Below are 24,511 nucleotides of genomic sequence, written 5' to 3'. Positions count from 1 at the left end.
ATTTCAGGCTATTGTGTGGAACTGCGGGAACCTGTCGTTTCGATGATAAGGGAGAAATCCAAAGAGCTGATCTCTGAGGGTGAGAGTACCGATGCGAAAAACAGGGACGGATCAGCTCGTAGTAGTGAAGAAGTTTCTGTAATGGAAATGGAGCGAAGGGGCTGAGTTATTTAGTTTTAATTATTTATCAACCGAAAGGGAGGAGTTAATGAATAAAACAAAGTCTTTTGATATACCAAAGCAACTTATTTGGAAAGCTTATAAACAAGTATCGAAAAATAAAGGAGCGGCAGGTGTAGATGGGGTCTCGATAACAAAGTTTGAGGAAAATCTAAAAGATAATCTATACAAATTATGGAATCAGATGTCATCCGGAAGTTATTTTCCAGAGCCAGTAAAAGCTGTTGTAATACCAAAAGCTACAGGAGGAGAGAGAATATTAGGCATCCCTTCAGTAACAGATAGGATAGCACAAACAGCTGCCACAATGTATCTTGAGCCGTTGGTAGACCAGAAGTTTCATGAAGATTCGTATGGCTATAGACCAAACAAATCTGCACTGGACGCGGTAAGTACGACTTGCAAGAGATGCTGGAAGAATGATTGGACGGTAGATCTGGATATATCTGGATTTTTCGACAATTTGGATCACGAGTTAGCATTGGAAGCAATCAAGAAGCATACAGACTGCAAATGGGTCATACTGTACGTTGAACGGTGGATGAAAGTTCCTATTCAGCAAGCAGATGGTAGTAAGGTAGTTAGGGATAAAGGAGTTCCGCAAGGAGGTTCGATAAGCCCTATAATTTCGAACATATTTATGCATCATGTATTTGATATGTGGATGAGACAAAACTATCCAACCATGCCATTTGAGAGGTATGTAGACGACGCGATAGTACACTGCAAAACTCAGAAGCAGGCGGAATTTATCAAGGTAATGATCGGAAAAAGATTGGCTGAGTATAAGCTAAAACTACATCCTGAGAAGACACAAATAGTGTACTGTAAGGACCACTACAGGAAGGGCGAATTTCCCAAACAAAGCTTTGATTTTCTAGGCTACACTTTTAGACCTAGGTTAGCAAAGAACAAAGTTAAGGGTTATAGAGTCTTATTTATGCCTGCAATTAGCAACAAAGCCAAGAAAAAGATCCACCAAGCTATAAAATCATGGAAAATACACAGGCAAACATCTACAACCATGGAGGAGATATCAAAGAAAGTAAATCCCATAGTCAGAGGCTGGTTTCAGTATTATGGCAGGTTTTATAAATCAGAGATGCATCCAACTCTCAGAAATATAGAGAGATACCTAATAAAGTGGGCTAGGAAAAAATATAAGAAACTTCGAGCTCATGGAAGACTAGCGAGCCAATTTCTAGGAAAGGTGAGAAAAAGGTCTCCAAATATTTTCTACCACTGGGAACTAGGACAAGGATCAAAAGGCTAAATAATGGGAGCTGTGTGAGCTGAGAGGTTCATGCACAGTTCTGCGAGAGACTGGTGGGGAAGTTCCGCCGGTCTACTCTCCGTGTGCCGTAGAGACACAAAGACTGTTCAGAAAAGAACAAGCTGAGTGCAAAAGCTACGCAACAGATGAGGGTGGGCCCCTTGAAGCCAGTTTACAAGAGCAGGCTTCAAACAACCATAAGCTGCTTTGGTAAAGAGCCAAGGTAGTGAGCGTTATGGAAAAGACACAATTATGTGTCATGTGTGAAATAGAGAGATGAACGAAAGTGAACCACTGAACACGTGTCGAAACTTAATGCGATGATGTCAAAACCAGGTGCGTAGAATTCACTTGGGATAAACCTATCGGGAGCTTGTTTACTGGGTAGGTGGCGTCCGGCATAGAGGTGGCATGAATCTATTTCAGGCTATTGTGTGGAACTGCGGGAACCTGTCGTTTCGATGATAAGGGAGAAATCCAAAGAGCTGATCTCTGAGGGTGAGAGTACCGATGCGAAAAACAGGGACGGATCAGCTCGTAGTAGTGAAGAAGTTTCTGTAATGGAAATGGAGCGAAGGGGCTGAGTTATTTAGTTTTAATTATTTATCAACCGAAAGGGAGGAGTTAATGAATAAAACAAAGTCTTTTGATATACCAAAGCAACTTATTTGGAAAGCTTATAAACAAGTATCGAAAAATAAAGGAGCGGCAGGTGTAGATGGGGTCTCGATAACAAAGTTTGAGGAAAATCTAAAAGATAATCTATACAAATTATGGAATCAGATGTCATCCGGAAGTTATTTTCCAGAGCCAGTAAAAGCTGTTGTAATACCAAAAGCTACAGGAGGAGAGAGAATATTAGGCATCCCTTCAGTAACAGATAGGATAGCACAAACAGCTGCCACAATGTATCTTGAGCCGTTGGTAGACCAGAAGTTTCATGAAGATTCGTATGGCTATAGACCAAACAAATCTGCACTGGACGCGGTAAGTACGACTTGCAAGAGATGCTGGAAGAATGATTGGACGGTAGATCTGGATATATCTGGATTTTTCGACAATTTGGATCACGAGTTAGCATTGGAAGCAATCAAGAAGCATACAGACTGCAAATGGGTCATACTGTACGTTGAACGGTGGATGAAAGTCCCTATTCAGCAAGCAGATGGTAGTAAGGTAGTTAGGGATAAAGGAGTTCCGCAAGGAGGTTCGATAAGCCCTATAATTTCGAACATATTTATGCATCATGTATTTGATATGTGGATGAGACAAAACTATCCAACCATGCCATTTGAGAGGTATGTAGACGACGCGATAGTACACTGCAAAACTCAGAAGCAGGCGGAATTTATCAAGGTAATGATCGGAAAAAGATTGGCTGAGTATAAGCTAAAACTACATCCTGAGAAGACACAAATAGTGTACTGTAAGGACCACTACAGGAAGGGCGAATTTCCCAAACAAAGCTTTGATTTTCTAGGCTACACTTTTAGACCTAGGTTAGCAAAGAACAAAGTTAAGGGTTATAGAGTCTTATTTATGCCTGCAATTAGCAACAAAGCCAAGAAAAAGATCCACCAAGCTATAAAATCATGGAAAATACACAGGCAAACATCTACAACCATGGAGGAGATATCAAAGAAAGTAAATCCCATAGTCAGAGGCTGGTTTCAGTATTATGGCAGGTTTTATAAATCAGAGATGCATCCAACTCTCAGAAATATAGAGAGATACCTAATAAAGTGGGCTAGGAAAAAATATAAGAAACTTCGAGCTCATGGAAGACTAGCGAGCCAATTTCTAGGAAAGGTGAGAAAAAGGTCTCCAAATATTTTCTACCACTGGGAACTAGGACAAGGATCAAAAGGCTAAATAATGGGAGCTGTGTGAGCTGAGAGGTTCATGCACAGTTCTGCGAGAGACTGGTGGGGAAGTTCCGCCGGTCTACTCTCCCAACCTCAGGGTACAACTATACCACCAAGACCCAAGTTACTCACATAGGGTAGCTTAAAACTCGATTATGAGGTACTTCTAAATTATCTTTTACCTTAAACTTTCACTTACTAGAAAGAGGCCTGTTCAATTTTATTATGTTTTTTATTCCTTGTAAAATATTTTTTCAAAAAAGTGAACAGTTTTTGTAATTTCGGTGAAACAAGAGCTGGTTTTGGAGGTCTTATTGAAATATAACGACTTTTATCTAAAATTCTTAAGTTGAGTTTTTAGGTAATCTGTATAAATAATTTGTAGATGAAGCTAAAGGAAAAAAGTTTTGCCATAAACATAAGCTACAAAACCCTCTCAATAATTCAAGATGGAGACAAAGATCTAAATTTATTTATTTACGTCTCTAATTTTATCTCGTATAATGGAGACAAAGATTTATATTTTGTGTTTTATGTCTCCATTATTTATTGGTAGAAAAACTGAGTTAAAACAACTACTGGAGCTTACAGAAAAAAATACTGCATCTTTTGTAGTAGTCAAAGGAAGGCGTCGTATAGGAAAAAGTCGTTTAATTCAAGAGTTTGGTAAATACTTCGAGCAATATTACTCCTTTATAGGTTTGCCACCAGAAAAGCATACTACAATGTCCTACCAACTTAATGAATTTTCTAGACAAGTTGCTAGACAATTTAATACATCTTTTGCTAGGTATGATGACTGGAGCGATTTACTATGGGCAGTTGGTGAACGTCTACTATCAGGAAAAACATTATTGCTGTTTGATGAAATTTCTTGGATGGGCTCAAAAGATCCAACCTTTTTAGGCAAAATAAAAAATTTTTGGGATACGCAGCTAAAAAATAATAACAAGCTAATTTTCGTTGTTTGTGGATCAGCTTCATCATGGATCGAGAAAAATATACTTAGTAGTACTGGTTTCGTAGGGAGAATATCGTTAACTTTAACACTCGGAGAATTATCACTTTCTGATTGCAATGAATTTTGGCCAAAAAATATTTCAGCATATGAAAAGTTCAAGGTGCTTGCAGTAACTGGCGGAATTCCAAAGTATTTAGAAGAGGTAAATTTTAAGCATAGCGCTGAAGAAAATATTAAAAGGCTTTGTTTTACAAAAGGTGGGTTTTTAGTTGAAGAATTTAATCAAATATTCTCAGATTTATTCATGCGAAAAACGGCTTTTTATAAGCAAATAGTCAGAGCTCTTTCTACTGGAGCTAAAGAACAAGAAGAAATTTGTGCTACTTTAAATATCGTAAGACATGGACGCATTTCTGAGTATCTACATGAGCTTGAGCTTGCTGGTTTTATTGCAAAAGATCATACTTGGAGTATAAAAACTGGTACTGATTCACGACTCAGGAGATACAGACTTCAAGATAATTATTTAAGGTTTTATCTAAAATATATCGAAAAAGATCTAGGGAAAATTAGTCGTGACACCTATTCTATAGGGTTCTTACCAGAGTGGTATACAATTATTGGGCTTCAATTTGAAAATTTGGTGCTGAACAATAGAAAGAGCATACATAATATCTTAGGGATTGATGGAATAATAAGCGAGAATCCATTTTTTCAGAAAAGAACACGTAATAGTGCAGGTTGTCAAATTGATTATATGATTCAAACGAAGTTTAACACTCTCTACATTTGCGAAATCAAATTTTCAAAAGATAAAATTGGTCATTCAATAATACAAGAGGTACAAAAGAAAATAGATGCACTAAATCGTCCAAAAGGCTTTTCATGTCGTCCAGTCCTTATCCACGTTAATGATGTAAGTGATGATGTTATAGATAGTGGTTACTTTTCACACATAATTGATTTTGGAAAATTATTAAATTGTAAGTAATGGTTTTTCTGACTTTAAAATAGTGTCTTTTTAGTTTTTATGTCTATTCTTAACTTATAGAGGTTGCTTATGACTGATACTTTAACTTTAAAAGAGGGAGATATTGAAACTACTGCTTTTGATAATAGCAATTTTACTAGAGTATTACACGATGGAGAATGGTGGTACGTAATAACAGAAGTAATAGCTTTTCTGACAGGTAGTAAGAACCCATCTGACTATCTAAAAAAGATAAAAAGCAGAGATATAGGGCTTTCTGAAGGATGGGGACAATTTGTCACCCCCCTTGAAATTAAAACAAAAGGTGGTAAACAGAATGTTAATTGTACAAATGTTGAGGGGTTGTTTCGTATTTTGCAGTCTATTCCTTCCAAAAGAGTTGAACAATTTAAACGTTGGCTTGCAAAAGTCGGGTATGAAAGGCTACAAGAATATGAAAATCCTGAGCTTGCACTCAAACGAATCTATGCCGATTATGCTGCAAAAGGGTACCCTCAGGAATGGATACAAAAGAGAATAGAATCGATAGCTGTCAGAAATCAACTAACAAAAGAATGGGGTAACAGAAATATATCTGACCACAATAATAAGTATATTGAAGGTAGGGAATACGCAATATTGACAGACGTAATTTCTGAGGGAACGTTTGGAGTAAAAACAAAGCATCATAAGGAATTCAACCACTATGGATTAAAATCCAAAGATTGAGAGAGAGCATAGAATGCTAACTTTCGACTTGAAAGTCACCAAATTTATCTTCTTTTTTAGAGTGATTTTCAATATAATTTTTTATCATTTCGTCAGTTACATTTCCGCTAGTCCTGACAAAGTAGCCTACTGCCCACAACCCAATATCTCTTTTTTAGCTCTGGAAAGTTTTGCTGGATTTTTCTGGAACTTTTTCCTTTTATTAACTGCACTAACTTACTAATACTTAAGTATGGGGGTACAGAAACGTATACGTGTACATGACTTGACGCAACTCTACCTCTGATAATTTCTACTTGATTATTTGCACATACTTCTTGTACAACTTCTTTAGCTTTCTGTCCAATATCTCCAACTAGTACTGGATATCGATATTTTGTTATCCACACTATGTGATATATATACAGAGTGACTGCTTTTTCTATAATATTCCACATTCTTTCAGATTTTTCACCTTAAAATTATATTCTTAAAAGGATGGACTTCAAGTCCAGGGTTTTTCTCCCAAATTTGGGACAATAAAAATTTAGAAGCGGCAAAGGAAGGAGGTAAGAACGCAGGCACAGCAAGAGAGGCATTTGAAAAAGCTAGAGGTGTGAAAGTCGTTTCTTCAGATAACTTTTTAAAGAGGATTAAAGATTAAAGTTCTCACTGGGAATGTTCAAAAAAGTGTGTCAAATCGAAAAAAAGTAATAAATTGATATAAAAAAATGGAGGTTTGAAAATGAGTCAGAAAATAGTAAACAGAACTAACGGATTGGTAGATTATAAAGAGTTGGAAACAAATATCCTGTCGTCTATACGAGAAGGAAGACCGTTGACAGGAAAGGAGGGAGCATTAACGCCATTTATAAAAAGGCTGCTTGAAGCTAGTCTAGAGAGTGAAATAGAACATCATTTATCTGCTGGAAGTGAAGAAAACAATCGTAGAAACGGGAGGAATGGCAAGACTTTGAAGACAAGCGCAGGTTCATTTGAACTATTGACACCAAGAGACAGAGAAGGAAGTTTTGAACCACAAATAGTGAAAAAAAGGCAAACAAGCTTACATCCAGAGCTTGAAACGAAGATTTTGAGCACATTTGCCAGTGGTATGAGCTATAGAGATATAGCGTCACACGTTGAGGAAATTTATGATCACAAAATATCGGCAGCAGAGATATCAAGTATTACCGACAAATTACTGCCGTTAATCAATGAATGGCGCAGTCGTCCACTGCAATCTGTATATCCAATAGTATTCATGGATGGCATGTTTTTCAAAGTCAAGGAGGACGGGCATTGCGTAAGTAAATGCATGTATAATATATTAGGCATAGATCAAAATGGCAGAAAAGAAGTACTAGGCTTTTATTTAGCCGAAAGTGAAGTTCTGGTTAGGAGTGTTAAATGACCTAAAAGAGAGAGGGGTAGAGGATATTCTGATTGCATGTGTTGATGGTCTAAAAAGTTTTCCTGCGGCTATAAATAGTGTATTTCCCAAAGCAGAAGTACAAATATGTATAGTGCATCAGATAAGAAATTCATTGAAATATGTATCCAGCAAAGATGTGAAAATTTTCATGAATGATTTGAAAAAAATATATCGTGCTTCAAGTAAAGAAATCGCTGAAAATTATTTGCTTGAGCTGGAAGAAAAATGGGGTGAAAAATATCCTTTGGTCATAAAATCGTGGCAAAACAATTGGGAAAATTTGTCTGGTTATTTTAAGTATTCTGGCCCTGTTAGAAGGCTAATTTATACCACCAATCCAATTGAGGGGTTGCATAGACGAATCAGGAAATTCATTAAAACCAAGGGCTCATTTACCAGTACAAATGCCTTGTATAAGTTGGTATATTGTGCTATAAAAAAAGTGGAGCAAAAGTGGATTATGGCTCTCCCTAATTGGGCTTTAACTATGTCTCAACTTGACATCTTCTTTCCCAACAGATTGAAAATTGAGTTGAACTAAAAATGCGGCTTGACACACTTTTTTGAACATTCCCGATCGTGGTACAGAGTATTGTGGCAAGCCAGGAAATCATGCGTACCAATTATATTTGGGAGTAGAAAATATTGATCATTCTAGAACCAAAGCTTACTCTCCACAGACTAATGGTATATGTGAAAGGCTTCATAGAACTATGCAAGATGAATGTTATAATATTATTTTTAGGAAAAAGATTTATAGTACTTTGGAAGAACTCCAGTTAGATGTCGATCATTGGTTGCATTCTTACAATAGAGCTAGACCTCATTCCGGTAAATATTGCTATGGTAAGACTCCTATGCAGACCTTTTTTGATAGTATGCATATTGCTTACCAAAAAAATATTGATAACATTAAAACAGATTCTGATATCGGTTTTGACTTCGTCGATTCTTCTGTCAGTTAATTTATGCCTGTCAGATTAAGTCTAAACTATTACATAGTTTCACGCCACCTACCCAGTAAGCAAGTTCTTTGTAGATCTATCCCAGGAGAGATGGGAGCTCCTGGTTTTGACGTCGTTTCAGCCCTTTCGACACTTCATCAGTGGTTCATTTTCATTCGCCTCTCTATTTCGTACATGACACGTATTTGTGCCTTTATCCATAACTCTCACTACCTTGACTCTTTATCAAAGCAGCTTATGGTTGTTTAAAGCCTGCTCTTGCAAGCCGACTGTGAGGGACCTTTCCCTCATCTATTGTGCAGCTTAAGCACTTAGTTTGCTCATTTCTGATCTTTCTTTGTGTCTCTACGGCACACCCCATCCTTGGCAAACTAATTTTATTGTCCCAAATTTGGGAGAAAAACCCTGGACTTGAAGTCCATCCTTTTAAGAATATAATTTTAAGGTGAAAAATCTGAAAGAATGTGGAATATTATAGAAAAAGCAGTCACTCTGTATATATATCACATAGTGTGGATAACAAAATATCGATATCCAGTACTAGTTGGAGATATTGGACAGAAAGCTAAAGAAGTTGTACAAGAAGTATGTGCAAATAATCAAGTAGAAATTATCAGAGGTAGAGTTGCGTCAAGTCATGTACACGTATACGTTTCTGTACCCCCATACTTAAGTATTAGTAAGTTAGTGCAGTTAATAAAAGGAAAAAGTTCCAGAAAAATCCAGCAAAACTTTCCAGAGCTAAAAAAGAGATATTGGGTTGTGGGCAGTAGGCTACTTTGTCAGGACTAGCGGAAATGTAACTGACGAAATGATAAAAAATTATATTGAAAATCACTCTAAAAAAGAAGATAAATTTGGTGACTTTCAAGTCGAAAGTTAGCATTCTATGCTCTCTCTCAATCTTTGGATTTTAATCCATAGTGGTTGAATGAAGAATCTTTAAACCCTTTTGTACCAAATTTTAATGAAGCAAAAAATTCTTCTAATTCTTCAAAAGGACAACTATTTTTCTCTAATTTTACTTTTATAATATTGCTTAACATTGTAACTCCACTAACCGTTTTATACATGTAGCTTAAGACTATTTTAATAATTTATCAAGAAAGTTTAATTATTAATTATAATATTTAATAAAATAAATAGACTCTTTTACATTTCATCTGCAAGAATCTTTTCCTTAGTTTGTAAATAAAGATTTTCTGAATCTAATTGCCGCAGGTTACGTTTAGTAATATAATCTCATATTAAATAAAACTTTACCTAAGTTTATGCCAGACTCTACGTTAGTTTTAACAACTATTCTTATATTCTTCATCTTTACGTTGTCACTTTTTTTTATAAAAAGGATATTTGGATCAACGAACAAGAAGATAATAAAATCCTTCAGAAAAATTGCTCAGCAGATTAATGCGCTAGAGCAAGAAATGCAGAGCTTATCTGATGAGGATCTTGCTAGTAAAACTGCGGAATTAAAACAAGAACTGAAAAATGGAAAAACACTAAATGACCTTCTCGTACCTGCATTTGCGGTTGTACGAGAAGCATCACGAAGATTCCTTAACATGAGGCATTTCGACGTTCAGCTAATTGGTGGCATGGTTCTCCATAATGGCATGATATCAGAAATGAAAACAGGAGAAGGAAAGACACTCGTCGCAACTTTAGCTGCATATCTAAATTCTTTAGAAGGAAAAGGTGTGCACATCGTAACTGTTAACGACTATCTTGCAAAACGAGATACAGAGTGGATGAGTAAATTATATAATTCTCTTGGAGTTTCTGTTGCATTTATTACAAATAATTTGACAGACGACGAGAGAAAAAAGGCTTATAGCGCAGATATCGTATACTCAACAAATAATGAACTTGCCTTTGATTATCTACGAGATAATATGAAATTTTCTCAAGAAGATATGGTTCAGAGAGGCTTCAATTACGCGATAGTAGACGAAGTAGACTCTATACTGATTGATGAAGCGCGTACTCCGCTCATTATTTCTGGCCCACTTGAGGAAAATAATCAGATATATAAGCATATCAATAAAATAGTAATCAAATTAGTTGATTCTGACTATGAAGTCGATGAAAAGAGTAGAGCAGTGTTCCTCACTGAAAATGGCATTTCACGAGTGGAGGAATTACTAAAATCGTATAACATCATTCCTGAAAATTCCTCGCTCTATGATACTAGCAATATTATACTGACTCATTATATAGATCAAGCACTTCGTGCACATAAGCTGTTTACTGCTGATAAAGATTATATAGTGAAAAACGGTAAGGTGGTAATTATTGATGAGTTTACTGGGCGCATGATGGAAGGTAGGAGATATTCTGATGGTCTTCACCAGGCATTGGAGGCAAAGGAGAATCTTGAAATTCAGCATGAAAGTCAAACTTTAGCATCAGTCACATTTCAGAACTACTTTCGTATGTACAACAAACTTTCTGGTATGACAGGAACAGCAGTAACAGAGGCAGAGGAGTTTCATGATATATATAGATTAAATGTAGTAAAAATTCCAACTAATGTGTCTGTTAAAAGAATAGATGTTGACGATGAAATTTATGGCACAGAAAAAGAAAAATTTAGTGCTGTATTGAAGTTCATAGAAGAATGCCACAAACGCCTACAACCAGTCCTTGTTGGTACGGTAAGTATTGAAAACTCTGAAAAACTTTCTGCGCTTTTGCAAAGCTATTCTCTTAAGCATTCAGTACTAAATGCTCGTTATCATGAACAAGAAGCGTACATAATAGCGCAAGCTGGAATACCAGGCAGCATTACTATAGCAACAAACATGGCAGGACGTGGAACTGATATTCAGCTTGGTGGAAATGTTGAAATGATTGCAAAAATAGAGCTCGAGAAAATAAAAAATGCTGATGAAAGAGAAAAAAAATATCAAGAAATAGTCGAAAGAGTAAAAAAAGATAAGGAAATTGCTATAAAAGCTGGTGGCTTATGTGTTATCGGAACCGAAAGGCATGAAAGCAGGAGAATAGATGATCAACTGCGTGGCCGTTCTGGTCGTCAGGGTGACCCTGGACTTTCTAAGTTCTTTCTATCACTTGAAGATGATTTAATGAGAATATTTGGCTCTGATAGAATGAGGAATTTTTTACAAAAAGTGGGACTAAAGAACAATGAAGCTATTCATCACCCATGGATTAATAAAGCACTTGAGAAAGCACAGAAGAAAGTTGAAGTTAGAAATTATGATGTGCGGAAGTCTTTGCTAAAGTTTGATGATGTAATTAACAATCAACGTAAGGTTATTTTTAAGCAGAGAAATCATATTTTAAACAATGAAATCAATGATTTAGTTGAAGTATATAGTGAAGTAAATGAGGATATAATAGAAGGTATAGTACAAAGTGGTTATTACGAAGATTATGTTGAAGATATTGCAAAAGAATTCCACATAAGATACGGGATAACGCTTAATCTAGCAGAGTTTTTGAATAAACAAGAAGCCTTGGATTATATAAATGACAAAATACAAGAATTTTTTACTGAGAAAGAAAAATATTTCAATAGTCAACAAACTACAGATTTGTGGAATACGATAGTGAAACAAGTGATGATCATGACACTTGATCATTTATGGAGGGAGCACCTTTCGGTCTTAGAGAGCCTAAGACAAAGCATAAATTTGCGTGCCATGGGGCAAAAAGACCCACTGAATGAATTTAAACGCGAAGCTTTCTTAGTGTTTGAGTCGATGCTTGAAAAGTGGAGGGAGCTTACCATTCACCGCCTAGCGCACTTTAAGTTGCTAGACAATCAAGAAATAGGCAATAGGTCACGCTCTACTAAAAATAGCAGACTTCCAAAAGTTTCAAGAAATGACAAGTGCCCTTGTAACTCTGGAAAAAAATACAAACACTGTCACGGTGCAGTTGCCGTAGTGAATTAGTTGTTGCAAGCACATTATAGCTGCTATAGCTAACCGAAGTCAGATCTGCTCGAGCACTCTGAAAGACAAAATCAATAGCCGAATTAATATTGGGCCAAAAGGTTTGTAGAGACTTTCTTATGGCGTGCTTGATCAGAACTTCTCAATCGGATTCAAATCTCACTTTTACCCACAAATAAAAAAGTGAGTAAAATGGATACCAAATAAATTTGGGATTAAAATGAGTGAAGTAAGTACAAATGTGCAATATACTGATGGCTTAGGGGATAAATGGCTGGAAAGAGAGTTAAAACACGTTAATTTAGGAGATACAAGACTTAATAAGAGACTTATTAAAACAGGCTATTGTATAGAGGGTAAGGTGTCTGGATCAATTAATCAAAGCTGTAGTGGATGGAAAGAAGCTAAGGGTGCATACAGATTATTTAGCAATGAAAAGCTTAAGGATAAGGATAATTTATTGTCCCAAATTTGGGAGAAAAACCCTGGACTTGAAGTCCATCCTTTTAAGAATATAATTTTAAGGTGAAAAATCTGAAAGAATGTGGAATATTATAGAAAAAGCAGTCACTCTGTATATATATCACATAGTGTGGATAACAAAATATCGATATCCAGTACTAGTTGGAGATATTGGACAGAAAGCTAAAGAAGTTGTACAAGAAGTATGTGCAAATAATCAAGTAGAAATTATCAGAGGTAGAGTTGCGTCAAGTCATGTACACGTATACGTTTCTGTACCCCCATACTTAAGTATTAGTAAGTTAGTGCAGTTAATAAAAGGAAAAAGTTCCAGAAAAATCCAGCAAAACTTTCCAGAGCTAAAAAAGAGATATTGGGTTGTGGGCAGTAGGCTACTTTGTCAGGACTAGCGGAAATGTAACTGACGAAATGATAAAAAATTATATTGAAAATCACTCTAAAAAAGAAGATAAATTTGGTGACTTTCAAGTCGAAAGTTAGCATTCTATGCTCTCTCTCAATCTTTGGATTTTAATCCATAGTGGTTGAATGAACTCGAAAGTGAGAAAACAAGTAGTCCTAATTTAAGTGATGTTGAAGTATCATCTAATGATGGTGAAGAGCTAGCAATATGATATACGCCACATCATTTTCTGAAGGTTTAAAACCAGATCCAGAGCTTAAAGTATCAGAGTGGGCGAATGAGTATCGAGTTCTAGCATCAACTGCAGCATCAGAGCCAGGTAAATGGAGAACAGAAAGAACTCCTTATTTAAAAGAAATAATGGATTCACTATCACCATCTTCACCTGCAGAAAAAGTAGTATTCATGAAAGGAGCGCAGATTGGGGGAACAGAAGCTGGTAACAATTGGATTGGCTACATCATAGATCAGACACCAGGTCCAATGCTGGTAGTACAGCCAACAGTTGAAATGGGAAAGCGTTGGTCAAAAGGAAGATTTGCGCCACTGATTGAAAGTACACCATGTTTAAAAAGTAAAGTAAAAGACCCAAGATCAAGAGATTCAGGCAATACTGTACAAAGTAAGGAATTTCCAGGTGGAATAGTAGTAATAACTGGAGCAAACAGCAGTGTAGGCCTCCGATCTATGCCAGTAAAATACCTCTTTCTTGATGAGATAGATGCCTATCCAGGAGATTCGGGAGGTGAAGGAGATCCAGTTTTACTCAGCATAGCCCGTACTAATACATTTGCACGACGAAAGATTTTTTTAGTATCAACGCCAACGATTCATGGAATAAGCAGAATTGAGAAAGAATTTGAAGCAACAGATAAGAGATATTTTTTTGTTCCCTGTCCGTATTGTAATTACTATCAAGTTCTAAAATGGTCACAAATAAAATGGGAAAACAACGACTCAAGAACAGCACATTATGTCTGCACTGAATGTAGCGGCAAAATAGAAAATCATCAAAAGACAGAGATGCTAGAACGTGGAGAATGGAGAGCTACAGAGGCAAAAGAAGGGGAGAAAAAAGGATTTCATCTTTCAAGTCTTTATAGTCCAGTTGGCTGGTATAGCTGGCAACAAGCAGTAGAGGATTTTCTGCATGCAAAAGAAAGTGAACAATTACTGAAAGTTTGGATAAATACTACGCTTGGAGAAACTTGGGTAGATAAAGGAGAAGTACCAGACTGGAAGCAATTATTTAACAGAAGAGAATTTTTTCAGATTGGCACAGTACCAAAAGGCGAAGTAGTTCTCACAGCAGGAGTAGATGTCCAAAAAGATCGTTTAGAAGTAGAAGTTGTAGCATGGGGAAAAAGTCGTGAAAGTTGGTCAATAGACTACCGAGTATTTGAAGGTGATACTGGAAGAGGAGAAGTATGGGGAAAGCTTTCAGAGTTACTCAATCATCATTTTATCGGTGAAAATGGGCTTGAATACATGATAAGCATGATGGCGGTTGATGCAGGGTATGCAACACAAGAAGTATACAATTGGGTAAGAGGCCATCAAGGCTCTGGAAGAGTAATGGCAGTCAAAGGTGTAAATAAAGCACTAGTGCCACTTAGCAGCCCAAGTAGAGTAGATATAACAGTTGGTGGTCAAAAGCTAAAAAGAGGAATAAAGCTCTGGCCAGTAGGAGTATCGATATTAAAGTCAGAGCTTTTTCAATTACTTAATATTTTAAAAGAAGAAGAGAAAGTGCCAGCAGGATATTGTCATTTTCCTGAGTATGCACCTGAATATTTTAAGCAGCTAACGGCAGAGCAATTAGTCAGCAAAGTGGTGAAAGGATACACCAAACAAGAGTGGCAAAAGGTAAGAGAAAGAAATGAAGTACTAGATTGCCGAATTTACGCAAGAGCAGCATCGATAGCACTGGGAGTAGACAGATGGCCAGAGAGTAAATGGAATAGTTTAAGTGGAAAAATGGAAAGCAAAAAGCCTAAAAAAGTGAGGCAAAGTAAATGGTTGAATGAGAAGTAAAATGTACAATCAAGAATATTTAAGTCAAGTCGAAGAAGCGATAAAGAAGCTGCAAAACGGAGAGCGAGTAGTATCAATTGCATATGGTGACCATGTTGTGAGATATGCTGAAGTTCAGATAAATGACCTGCTAAGCTTAAGACAACGTATTAAAGCTGAACTGAAAGTTGCAGGTGTGAGACCGAAGAGAAGAATTGTGATTGCTACAAGTAAGGGGATTGACAAAATTGTGTAAAAATGTTATAGTTTAAAATTGGTATTTTATAGTTAAAATATAGATCAAAGTCAAGAAAGGCTTAATGTTAATGTAAATTTTGAGGGGGAATTTGCTCACTACCTTATAGAAATGGCAAAAGTTCAAAATAGAACTATAGGAGAAGTTGTAAAGGACCTAGTGGAAGAAGAAATTGAAGCAAGCAAATTATCTGAAGAAGATGATGAAATAGATGAAGTAGATATAAAGTTGGCTAAGCTTTCTCTTGAGCGTGATGCTAGAGGTGATGAAGAAATTAGAAGTGAGGATGTAGATTGGAATAGAATATTATCTGCAAAAACAGTCTAAAGGTGGAGATACAAGGGTTCTGTCGCATCTATAAATTGTGGTACAAGAAGATCGTTAAACTGGGATTATGGGAGTTATAGAGCAATTAGCATGGTTCTGTCGCATCTATAAATCCTGGTATGTAACATTTGTAGGAAAGTAGAAAAGAAGTGATATGATCATCTAAAAAAAAAGCAAAGATGTTTCGTATTAGTTCAAAATTATTGCCATATTTCAAAGGATTTAGCTTTTCAGCAGAGATAATAATGTTATCTGTATATATGAAATGTAGATTCTCTTTGAGCTATCGAGATTTGGAAGAAATGCTGAGTATAAGGGGAGCAAAAATTGATCATGCTACGTTACAAAGGTGGGTTATCAGATTTGTGCCACTGATAGATGAAGCGGTAAGGAAAAGGAAGAAGCAGGTTGGCAGTAGCTGGAGAATGGACGAGACCTACGTTAAATTAAACGGCAAATGGGTTTATCTATACAGAGCACTATTGGTAATACTGTAGACTTTCTGTTGTGTGCTCGTAGAGACAAGTCTGCGGCACTTGCGTTCTTTCGTAAAGCCTTTAGAGAGAATAACCTTCCTGAGAAAGTAGTAATTGATAAAAGCGGCAGTAATACTGCTGCTCTTGATGATTTGAATACAGAAATTTCTGAAGATTGTAGAATCATGGTTTTTCAAATAAAATATCTAAATAATATTGTCGAACAAGATCATAGATTTATCAAAAAACGAATAAAGCCAATGCTTGGTTTTAAGAGCTTCCACTCCGCAAAGATTACCATTACCGGCATAGAAAATATTCGTATGATTCAAAAAAGACAAATTATCGGGGCTAATGATAATGTTTCTACTTTTGAGAATTTTGCTATGCTAATTGCTCTATAACTCCCATAATCCCAGTTTAACGATCTTCTTGTACCACAATTTATAGATGCGACAGAACCGATAACATTATTATCTCTGCTGAAAAGCTAAATCCTTTGAAATATGGCAATAATTTTGAACTAATACGAAACATCTTTGCTTTTTTTTTAGATGATCATATCACTTCTTTTCTACTTTCCTACAAATGTTACATACCAGGATTTATAGATGCGACAGAACCACATTTATTAGTTGCAGCTTCAGCACTGCTCTTTTCAAGTGAATTTGAAGGCCCACTACAACAGTATATGATCGCAGCAGCAACAAGACAACAAGCTCCAACTGCTATTCCTACCGCTAACATTCCTGAGTAAACTGCAATAGCTATTCCTGAAATAATTCCAGCTATTGCTAATGTGAAAGCACATACAGTAGGCCGTTTATTTTTTTCTTTACTTCGTGAAGCATCATTATTTAAATTACCTGGCTGTTGATTATTATTTTGAATACCATTTGTTTGATCTGTTGCTACAACTGAAGTTTCTGAGTGTAATCTTTCTGGAACTAATTGTGTATTATTTTCCTCTAGAAAAATTGACTCATTAACATCTTTAAATTCTTCATCTGTGTCGCTTTCTCTAATAGTTGCACGACTTTTATTATAATTTTCTGCATCAAAAAACTTATCCTCACTATTCTCATCAATTTGAGCTTCCGTTTCTCTTATGGTATTCTCCTGCTGATTAGATGGCTCTTGTGCAAAATCTTGCATTTCTTTTACCTCTGACAGTTTCTCGATGATAAGTTTGTATTCATCATTATTTGGTATATTTCTATTGTAATTCGGTAAAGCATTTTTAATATATTCACTAAAATATTTATTTATCTCTGCTAAAATTTTTTGCTGTTCAAAGGTAATTTCTTCAGGATCATCAATATTTACATTGCACACAGCAAAATCTTTAAGAGCTTCTTTCAATTCTGGATGAGATTCCGCATGTTGAACTAGATTCTTAGCCAAACCTTCCAGAAATGGTTTAATGTTCTCTTCTGTAATAGCATTTTTCTGTTCTTCTAGCTTTAGTTCTTCTTCTAAATAATGATCATATTGTTCCAAGATCTCAGAGCTAATTTCGTCTATACTATTAATAATTTGACTCCATGTACCTTGAATGCAGGCACTGCTACCTTCACCATATGTTGTTGACGCTATATATATTTGTTTTAGAAGAATGAACTCTTTTTGCTCTCTCCAGATCTTTTCTATATCTAGATCACTGATTTCTTTAAATAACACATCTACTTTTTTATTGTCGTCTATATCATTTAACAATGTATGTAGTTTCGTTTTATCAAGTTGTTCTGTATCGAAATCTCCAAGTTCTCTTTTTACTGAAGAGAGTTTGCTCATTACTAAATCTTGGTTTTGTGCAATGAGAGTAACTAGCAATTCTTTTTTTTCTTTCAATGGAATGGAAAAATTATCAATAAGTAGTTTTATACGGCCTATAGATTCAGGTATAGTAATTTTTGCATCATCTTTTGTATAATCATATTGTAATCCTTGTGTAGGATATCCTTGGTCATATTCATCGTGGGAGTTCTTTTTTAAATACTTCTTTTTTAGTGCTTCCTTAACTTTATCAATAATATCCCCAATAAAATCTTTATCATTCGGCACAGGATTATCACCTAATGTTTTCTCCATCACACTTCTTTTTTCTTTGTCATTTACACTAAGAAGATTTAGTCTTATTGGATCATTCTGATATTGTTTAAGTAGTTCTATACTTTCTACGTAAGAAGTAGCTGCTTGCTTTAACTGTTCTTCATCTGCTTTCGTCGATTCAACCAGTTTTTTAGCAAGAAAGTTTGTTTTTTTAACTGCTGGACTTGCATGGACAGATTGACGGTCTTGTACAATGCGCAAGTCATCTCTTTTTTGTTCAGGTCTTTGTTTAGGTATCATACCACGTTCAAAGAAAAACCTTTGCATTCCAGGGTCGTGATTATAGAAATGAGATAGTGTGTGTCCTTGCTCATTTCTTGAATTAATTAGAAAAGGATATTTATCATAGTCATCCAGCAAAACCTCTATTCCCCCTGTATAACCGTGTTGTGCAAGATCAAAAAACAAACTCCTTATAGTGCTTTCATCTAGCTTGCGAACATTACTCTTAGATTTTGCTCTTGCTTGAGACCATAATTTTTTCAGACGTTTACAAAAACCCATAGGTTCGTTATTACCTTCTATCTGAGTAATTTTATCTATGAATTCGCAGTATTTCTCAGATTCGGCTAAAGCTTTTGCTCCTTTTGCATCAATATTATTGTCATTTAAATAAAGTCGAGTAAGCTTTGTAAGATTACCATTAGCTAAAGCTTCTACTCCTTCTGCACCAATATTATTGTAACTTAAATCAAGTCGAGTAAGCTTTGTAAGATTAGCTAAAGCTTTTGCTCCTTCGTTACCAATATTATTGTAACTTAAATTAAGTTGAGTAAGCTTTGTAAGATTAGCTAAAGCTTTTGCTCCTTCTTTACCAATATCATTATCTGCCAAATTAAGTTTAGTAAGGTTTGTAAGATTACTATTAGCTAAAGCTTTTGCTCCTTCGTTACCAATATTATTGCGATGTAAATCAAGTTCAGTAAGGTTTGTAAGATTACTATTAGCTAAAGCTTTTGCTCCTTCGTTACCAATCTTACAAGAACTGAGAGAAAGTTCTATAATATTTTTGTTCTCTTGCAAAAAGCTTATCAATTTATTGATATCTACTTCTTGATCATGCAAACGTAATCTGTTTCCTCTAGTATACTGAATGAAATTCATTTTTACCTTGTTAATATTACTTAATTAATATTTTAACAATTGTCAACTTTACTAATATATTAACTGAACTATATTATAGTTTGCAGAAAATACTGGATTCTATAGCGTTACAATAAATTTGATCATTTACTCTTTTAAAAGACGCAAGAAAAGTGCCTACCTTTGTGAGAGCAGCTCAAATAAAAGCAGGATTGTGAAAATAGAAGCTTGAAATCTTTACAACAAATTTAGACAAATTGGTTCATATGTAAATTTAGCTGAAATAGCCTAATATGGATAGTTTTAGCGTATAGTAAACCTAATATATTAAAAAGTTCGAACGGTACACATGGTAGACCATACGATTCCAAAGAAAACACTTCTCACAGCCCTTGATTTTGGCTGCTGAAAGTAGATATATCGTTTAAATTCTTAACAAAAAGATATACTAAATTAGTAATAATTTATTTAGGAATAGTAAAGAAAAGTCAAGCAAACTTTTAGAGATAATTTATGCCACAACTAGAAGAAACGAAATCAACAGAACTTTTGGATGCTGTTAGAACACTAAATATGAAGGAAATTGTGAGATTGATAGAAGCTGGAGCAGATATTAATGCAAAAGATAAGAATGAACGAACTCCTTTGCATACTGCTGCTGAATATTCCTCTACAAAGGCAGTAAAAGTTCTAATAGAAGCTGGAGCAGATATTAATGCAAAAGATAAGAATGAACGAACTCCTTTGCATATAGCTGCTGTAAAGGGTTATACAGAGATAGTAAAAGTTCTAATAGACTTAGGAGCAGATATTAATGCAAAAGATAAGAATAAAAAAACTCCTTTGCATCGGGCTACTGAAATAGGCTTTACAGATATTTGTGAGGTTATACTAAATCACATAGCAAGACTAGAAGTTGCTGGCTTATATGTAAGTGAGGAAAATTTACAAAAGAAAAATGAATTTATAACCAATTCAACCGAGAGGTATAACAATTATTTACAGCATCTTAAAAATTGTGAAGAAGAAGTTAAAAAGATTAAAGAAAGAAATAAGTCACTATATGACTTTTTGAGGGAAAATGACGTTAATAAAATGGCTGGCATATGGGAGCAAAATGAAAACGTACGTAATGAATTTGATAATGAAGAGAATTTAAAAAAGCTATATCCAGAATATGCACATATTTTAATTAATAAGGCTGATGAAGTAAAAAAAGAAATTTTCCTGCACAATAATAAACCATTGGTGGATTTTCTATCAACACATTATAGATATGATTTTCAAAAGGCGAAATTCTTTGGCATGGAGAGATTTTTTGAGGTGCACAAAAATGACTTTAAAGAAGAAAGAGTAGGAGTCCGAAATAATACACTATTTTACTTTGTAGACTTTAATGTTGAAAAGAGGTACGCTCCTAAACTAAAATTACAGGCGTTTGTAGAGACAATTGGAAACGAGGGTGTAAACAGCAATCTTCATCACCCAAACACTGAACAAACTCAAGGAGCTAGTCAGTCTCTTAATTAAAGAGGGATACATGGAAACCTGCTGCAAAAACAAAAAGAGGTGTTTCTCACTTGTATAAAGTATTTTTAAACGTGATTTTTTAATATCATAATTACTATGAAAACTGGGGCTTTCCTTTTGCAGCAGTTCTTGAGTTCCAGCAACAGACCAATCCATCCCAAAACGAACTCTTCTCTCACTAGCCGGTTTTAGTTGTTGGGAATGGTTGTTTTATTTAAATTTTTAGTAATATATACTATTAAGTCAGTATTAATTCGTTAAGAACTTTCATTAAAGATTATCAAAAAAACTTCTAAATAGGGATTGACAAGTTTTAGAGATGGAGTATTTTATGAAAAGTATATTGAGCTATTAATTTTTTATGTACAATAAATATGATAGTGAAAATATTTTTCTTTATATTATGAGGTAGCTGTTTTATTCAGAAAAAGATTTTTTTCTTACTTTGAAATTGAGTGGTTTTTATCGAGGGTTAAATGATTAATGAATTATTTGCTGCTGTACGTAGTGGAGATGCTAATCAAGTTGCGGATCTTATCAATAAAGGGGATGATGTTAATGCCAGGGACAATAGAGGCAATACTCCTCTACATTTAGCTGTTCTTGCAGATAAATTACAGGTAGTAGAAAAGCTTATAGAGGGAGGGGCTGATGTTAATGCTAAGAATAATCATGGCGCTACTCCTCTGCACTGGGCTGCTCTTAATCAGAATGTCAATATAGTAGAAAAGCTTATAGAGAAAGGAGCTAATGTTAATGAGAAGAATAAATATGACAATGTCCCTCTGCACTATGCTGCAGGTTATGGTAGCTTAAGTGTAATAGAAAAGCTTATAGAGGAAGGGGCTGATATTAATGCTAAGTCCAGTAATGGCGATACTCCTTTGCACTTGGCTACTAAAAATAGTCATTTAGATGTATTAGAAAAGCTCATAAAGGAAGGAGCTAATGTTAATGAAAGAAACAAATATGGTAATATCCCTTTACACTGGGCTGCAAGTTATGGTAGGTTAAGTATAGTAGAAGAGCTTATAAACAAAGGAGCTGATATTGATGCTAAGAACAATAATGGCAATACTCCTTTGCATTGGGCTGTTAAAAGCAGTCATTTAGAAGTAGCTAAATTTCTTATAAGTAAACATGCTGACGTTAACGCTAAAAATAAAGATAGTTGGACATCTTTGCACTTTGCAGCTGCTTATGGCAATTTAAATATAGCTAAGTTCATTCTTGATGAAGAGAATGATGTTGATGCTAGAGGAGCTTTAACCGTAGCAAATACGCTTAGTAAAGAAAACAGCTCAGAAATACTAAACCTTCTAGAGGAAAGAATAAGGAAAAATGAAGAAACTACACAACATTTTATAAGACATAGGCGTCATCGATACTCACAAGAGGAAGGCAGTTCTCTATCAATAGGTGTCCATAATCGCCGTAGTATTGTAAAAGAAGATGAAAATTCATTGCAAAATGATAAAATAGGAGTTACAAGCGGAGCAAGCAAGCCATCTTCATGGATCAATATTTTTGCTTACACTACAGTAGATACTGTTAAAGGTGTTTTTCAGTTTATTTCTTCTCCTTTTAAGGCAGCTATAAGTATGGAACCTTCTAAAGCTATTACAGTTCAAGGTATTGATAACAACGGTGTACTTCTTTTATTAGATGTATTTATAAGGAAAATCACAGGTCAGAAGTATATTTCCACAGTAGTTCAGTCTATATCACCATTAGAAGCACAGGGCTATGCATTAAATATTATAGAGGAATTTGAGAAAGTAGTAGAACAAGCTGCATTAAAAAGTGGGGTATCAATGCATCGGTTAAATATTGATTGTGTAGAAATGCAGAAAGAGGTTACTGCAAAAATCACGGGTGGTAAGTTTAATGAGATTTCAGGATTTTTAAACTCATATGTAGAGCAAGCATGCCACGATAGAGAAACAGGTAAGTTAAGTCCAAAGAAGTTTAACAAATTTATGGTTGTATTTAATAAGGAACTAGATTTAATAGTAAATCAATCAATAGAGCAGATATTACACAATAGAGATAGTACATTAGAAGTTGAAGAACAGCAAATAAACTTAGAGCCTCAAAGTTATTTAAGTAATACTTCTGTTCAAGGTCATTTAATTCAGGATAGAGGTTTAATAAATCAAGGTAAGGCTTAATTCCTTAGCTTTTTGATTTCATCTAGTAAAAGGTTGGTAATTTGATCTTATAACATCAATGGGCACACTAGCCTTTGTTTTGTATGCATTCAACCAATGTGTGACTATTACGCCACCTAAAAAAATAATCATACACTGTCTTCCATAGAGGAAAATCTTTTGCTCTACTGGCAAATACCTTTCATTATGTATTGTATAACATTAATAATTGTTCTTATTTTGTGCTTTCTTGGCCACACCTTGTGCAACTCTTGGCTCAAGAAATTTCCATTCTTTGTCACTTACATCACCTGGTATATATTTTTTACTGATCCTATCATATTATCTTCCTGATTTCCTTTCAAGATATGTTCTAAAAAGTAGAATCCGTTCAGCAGGGTGACAAAATAAGATAGAAAAGACAGCCATAGAAATAAATGGTGTCATCCCCTGTCATCCCAGTACTTGACACTGGAATGACACCATTTTTGCTTCGATATTTACACATTAGCCATGCATCTGAACGGATACAAAAGTAGAATTTAGAATTCTATCTAAAAGGATACCGAAAAAGAGCAGGAGTCCTATCTGGGAATTATTTTTAAATATGGACATGCATTGATTAGAATCGTCTGGATTGAAATTTTTGTGTTGGTGGTGAAATATGAATCCTATGGCAAGTAAAGCAATATAAAAGATGTTATTTAATGATGATAGTATACCAGCGTACAACCATGCCATTAAGGATATTAAATAAAATCTTTTCAACCAAGATTTTGTTGTATTGCCAAAATATAATGCAGTAGATTTCATTCCTAATTTCTCATCATCTTTTTTATCTTGATGAGCGTATATAGTATCATAACTAAGCGTCCAAAAGACGCATCCTATATAAAATAGCAAGGATTCTATGCTAATCTGGTTTGTTATTGCTGCTGAACCCATGAGTGATCCCATGTTGAAAGTAAACCCTAAAAACAATTGTGGCCACCAAACGTAACGCTTTAGCAAGGGGTAGATAACTATCATGCACATTGAAATTATTCCAAGTATAAGAGTAGTTTTATTGGTTAATAATAAGATTACCAGGGCAATAGACAGTAACAGTGAAAGTAAAGCCAAAGCCTGCTTTATGTTTAATGCACCACTTGCAAGTGGCCTATATTTTGTTCGTTCAACGTGCGCATCTATTTCTCTATCGAAGATATCATTGATTATGCACCCTGCGGGTCTCATTAAAAATGCACCTATAGTAAACAAAACAAGGAGAAAAAGAGCCTGATACGATAGAGAAGTTGAGGCTAAAAGAATGCCGCTTAAGCTAGAAAATAGCACAAGCCACAAACCTGTTAAACTGTGTATTCTCATTAATGAGAAATAATGGTTGAAATACATTAA

At 35.1% G+C, this 24,511-nt stretch carries 16 protein-coding genes and 6 pseudogenes; 18 read left to right on the top strand and 4 right to left on the bottom strand.

Annotated features, from left to right (window positions below; all coding sequences use genetic code 11):
* Window positions 1-42 precede the first annotated feature (42 nt).
* From ABWU65_RS07720 to ABWU65_RS07695, 6 genes are all read left to right on the top strand, one after another.
* The gene (locus ABWU65_RS07720) at window positions 43-165 is read left to right on the top strand and encodes a hypothetical protein (RefSeq protein WP_262986403.1); all 123 of its coding nucleotides are present in this window, start codon (window positions 43-45) and stop codon (window positions 163-165) included.
* A gap of 43 nt (window positions 166-208) precedes the next feature.
* The gene (gene ltrA, locus ABWU65_RS07715) at window positions 209-1,453 is read left to right on the top strand and encodes a group II intron reverse transcriptase/maturase (RefSeq protein ID WP_353280030.1); all 1,245 of its coding nucleotides are present in this window, start codon (window positions 209-211) and stop codon (window positions 1,451-1,453) included.
* A 461-nt stretch (window positions 1,454-1,914) separates the two neighbouring features.
* On the top strand, window positions 1,915-2,037 hold the full coding sequence (locus tag ABWU65_RS07710) for a hypothetical protein (protein WP_262986403.1): 123 nt from the start codon (window positions 1,915-1,917) through the stop codon (window positions 2,035-2,037).
* Between the two features lie 43 nt (window positions 2,038-2,080).
* Window positions 2,081-3,325, top strand: a complete 1,245-nt coding sequence (ltrA, locus tag ABWU65_RS07705) for a group II intron reverse transcriptase/maturase (RefSeq protein WP_353280030.1) — start codon at window positions 2,081-2,083, stop codon at window positions 3,323-3,325.
* 526 nt (window positions 3,326-3,851) lie between these two features.
* The gene (locus ABWU65_RS07700) at window positions 3,852-5,270 is read left to right on the top strand and encodes an AAA family ATPase (protein ID WP_265025150.1); all 1,419 of its coding nucleotides are present in this window, start codon (window positions 3,852-3,854) and stop codon (window positions 5,268-5,270) included.
* A 69-nt stretch (window positions 5,271-5,339) separates the two neighbouring features.
* Window positions 5,340-5,978 (top strand): Bro-N domain-containing protein, encoded by a 639-nt coding sequence (locus tag ABWU65_RS07695; RefSeq protein WP_353280604.1) that lies wholly within the window; start codon window positions 5,340-5,342, stop codon window positions 5,976-5,978.
* 16 nt (window positions 5,979-5,994) lie between these two features.
* On the opposite strand, the pseudogene tnpA (ABWU65_RS07690) reads toward ABWU65_RS07695, so the two are convergent.
* A pseudogene (tnpA, locus tag ABWU65_RS07690) lies at window positions 5,995-6,413 on the bottom strand (IS200/IS605 family transposase).
* A 289-nt stretch (window positions 6,414-6,702) separates the two neighbouring features.
* Here tnpA (ABWU65_RS07690) and ABWU65_RS07685 point away from each other — a divergent pair.
* From ABWU65_RS07685 to tnpA (ABWU65_RS07675), 3 pseudogenes are all read left to right on the top strand, one after another.
* A pseudogene (locus ABWU65_RS07685) lies at window positions 6,703-7,933 on the top strand (IS256 family transposase).
* Window positions 7,934-7,961: 28 nt separating this feature from the next.
* Window positions 7,962-8,357, top strand: a pseudogene (locus tag ABWU65_RS07680) (integrase core domain-containing protein); the annotation flags it as partial.
* 464 nt (window positions 8,358-8,821) lie between these two features.
* A pseudogene (gene tnpA / locus ABWU65_RS07675) lies at window positions 8,822-9,240 on the top strand (IS200/IS605 family transposase).
* A 16-nt stretch (window positions 9,241-9,256) separates the two neighbouring features.
* Here the strand turns inward: tnpA (ABWU65_RS07675) and ABWU65_RS07670 are convergent.
* Entirely contained in the window at window positions 9,257-9,403 is a 147-nt protein-coding gene (locus tag ABWU65_RS07670; RefSeq protein ID WP_007302910.1) for a hypothetical protein, read from the bottom strand.
* 225 nt (window positions 9,404-9,628) lie between these two features.
* Between ABWU65_RS07670 and secA the strand changes: the two genes are divergently transcribed.
* From secA to ABWU65_RS07635, 7 genes and pseudogenes are all read left to right on the top strand, one after another.
* Complete coding sequence (secA, locus tag ABWU65_RS07665; RefSeq protein WP_353280602.1) at window positions 9,629-12,280, top strand: preprotein translocase subunit SecA; 2,652 nt, start codon at window positions 9,629-9,631, stop codon at window positions 12,278-12,280.
* A gap of 220 nt (window positions 12,281-12,500) precedes the next feature.
* Entirely contained in the window at window positions 12,501-12,809 is a 309-nt protein-coding gene (locus tag ABWU65_RS07660; protein WP_038227401.1) for a transposase DNA-binding-containing protein, read from the top strand.
* A gap of 15 nt (window positions 12,810-12,824) precedes the next feature.
* A pseudogene (tnpA, locus tag ABWU65_RS07655) lies at window positions 12,825-13,243 on the top strand (IS200/IS605 family transposase).
* A gap of 130 nt (window positions 13,244-13,373) precedes the next feature.
* A complete protein-coding gene (locus ABWU65_RS07650) occupies window positions 13,374-15,200 on the top strand; it encodes a phage terminase large subunit family protein (RefSeq protein ID WP_353280601.1) in 1,827 nt (608 codons plus the stop codon).
* Window position 15,201: 1 nt separating this feature from the next.
* A complete protein-coding gene (locus tag ABWU65_RS07645; RefSeq protein WP_213863749.1) occupies window positions 15,202-15,435 on the top strand; it encodes a gpW family head-tail joining protein in 234 nt (77 codons plus the stop codon).
* Window positions 15,436-15,546: 111 nt separating this feature from the next.
* The gene (locus ABWU65_RS07640; RefSeq protein ID WP_353280599.1) at window positions 15,547-15,762 is read left to right on the top strand and encodes a hypothetical protein; all 216 of its coding nucleotides are present in this window, start codon (window positions 15,547-15,549) and stop codon (window positions 15,760-15,762) included.
* 179 nt (window positions 15,763-15,941) lie between these two features.
* Window positions 15,942-16,642, top strand: a pseudogene (locus ABWU65_RS07635) (IS6 family transposase).
* A 187-nt stretch (window positions 16,643-16,829) separates the two neighbouring features.
* Here ABWU65_RS07635 and ABWU65_RS07630 read toward each other — a convergent pair.
* Window positions 16,830-19,454, bottom strand: coding sequence for a hypothetical protein (locus ABWU65_RS07630; RefSeq protein WP_353280597.1), 2,625 nt, complete (start codon window positions 19,452-19,454; stop codon window positions 16,830-16,832).
* A gap of 492 nt (window positions 19,455-19,946) precedes the next feature.
* Here ABWU65_RS07630 and ABWU65_RS07625 point away from each other — a divergent pair, with 492 nt between their 5' ends.
* Both ABWU65_RS07625 and ABWU65_RS07620 read left to right on the top strand, forming a co-directional pair.
* The gene (locus tag ABWU65_RS07625; protein WP_353280595.1) at window positions 19,947-20,963 is read left to right on the top strand and encodes an ankyrin repeat domain-containing protein; all 1,017 of its coding nucleotides are present in this window, start codon (window positions 19,947-19,949) and stop codon (window positions 20,961-20,963) included.
* A gap of 476 nt (window positions 20,964-21,439) precedes the next feature.
* Window positions 21,440-23,134 (top strand): ankyrin repeat domain-containing protein, encoded by a 1,695-nt coding sequence (locus ABWU65_RS07620; RefSeq protein ID WP_353280593.1) that lies wholly within the window; start codon window positions 21,440-21,442, stop codon window positions 23,132-23,134.
* A 486-nt stretch (window positions 23,135-23,620) separates the two neighbouring features.
* Here the strand turns inward: ABWU65_RS07620 and ubiA are convergent, their stop codons facing one another.
* Window positions 23,621-24,508: a 4-hydroxybenzoate octaprenyltransferase gene (gene ubiA, locus ABWU65_RS07615; protein WP_007302787.1), complete on the bottom strand. Its 888-nt coding sequence runs from the start codon at window positions 24,506-24,508 to the stop codon at window positions 23,621-23,623.
* Window positions 24,509-24,511: the final 3 nt, after the last annotated feature.

Origin of the sequence: Wolbachia endosymbiont (group B) of Silvanus unidentatus (genome assembly GCF_964028615.1) — a bacterium.
Taxonomy (GTDB): Bacteria; Pseudomonadota; Alphaproteobacteria; order Rickettsiales; family Anaplasmataceae; genus Wolbachia.
This window is presented reverse-complemented; position numbering and strand designations above follow the sequence as displayed.

What these genes read in the sequence shown, in the direction of transcription:
- ABWU65_RS07710 (WP_262986403.1), top strand. Translation starts at nt 1,915, where the DNA reads ATGATAAGGGAGAAATCCAAAGAGCTGATCTCTGAGGGTGAGAGTACC.
- ABWU65_RS07670 (WP_007302910.1), bottom strand. Translation starts at nt 9,403, where the DNA reads ATGTTAAGCAATATTATAAAAGTAAAATTAGAGAAAAATAGTTGTCCT.
- ltrA (WP_353280030.1), top strand. Translation starts at nt 209, where the DNA reads ATGAATAAAACAAAGTCTTTTGATATACCAAAGCAACTTATTTGGAAA.
- secA (WP_353280602.1), top strand. Translation starts at nt 9,629, where the DNA reads ATGCCAGACTCTACGTTAGTTTTAACAACTATTCTTATATTCTTCATC.
- ABWU65_RS07695 (WP_353280604.1), top strand. Translation starts at nt 5,340, where the DNA reads ATGACTGATACTTTAACTTTAAAAGAGGGAGATATTGAAACTACTGCT.
- ABWU65_RS07645 (WP_213863749.1), top strand. Translation starts at nt 15,202, where the DNA reads ATGTACAATCAAGAATATTTAAGTCAAGTCGAAGAAGCGATAAAGAAG.
- ABWU65_RS07630 (WP_353280597.1), bottom strand. Translation starts at nt 19,454, where the DNA reads ATGAATTTCATTCAGTATACTAGAGGAAACAGATTACGTTTGCATGAT.
- ABWU65_RS07700 (WP_265025150.1), top strand. Translation starts at nt 3,852, where the DNA reads ATGTCTCCATTATTTATTGGTAGAAAAACTGAGTTAAAACAACTACTG.
- ABWU65_RS07625 (WP_353280595.1), top strand. Translation starts at nt 19,947, where the DNA reads ATGCCACAACTAGAAGAAACGAAATCAACAGAACTTTTGGATGCTGTT.
- ABWU65_RS07650 (WP_353280601.1), top strand. Translation starts at nt 13,374, where the DNA reads ATGATATACGCCACATCATTTTCTGAAGGTTTAAAACCAGATCCAGAG.
- ABWU65_RS07720 (WP_262986403.1), top strand. Translation starts at nt 43, where the DNA reads ATGATAAGGGAGAAATCCAAAGAGCTGATCTCTGAGGGTGAGAGTACC.
- ABWU65_RS07640 (WP_353280599.1), top strand. Translation starts at nt 15,547, where the DNA reads ATGGCAAAAGTTCAAAATAGAACTATAGGAGAAGTTGTAAAGGACCTA.
- ABWU65_RS07620 (WP_353280593.1), top strand. Translation starts at nt 21,440, where the DNA reads ATGATTAATGAATTATTTGCTGCTGTACGTAGTGGAGATGCTAATCAA.
- ubiA (WP_007302787.1), bottom strand. Translation starts at nt 24,508, where the DNA reads ATGTATTTCAACCATTATTTCTCATTAATGAGAATACACAGTTTAACA.
- ltrA (WP_353280030.1), top strand. Translation starts at nt 2,081, where the DNA reads ATGAATAAAACAAAGTCTTTTGATATACCAAAGCAACTTATTTGGAAA.
- ABWU65_RS07660 (WP_038227401.1), top strand. Translation starts at nt 12,501, where the DNA reads ATGAGTGAAGTAAGTACAAATGTGCAATATACTGATGGCTTAGGGGAT.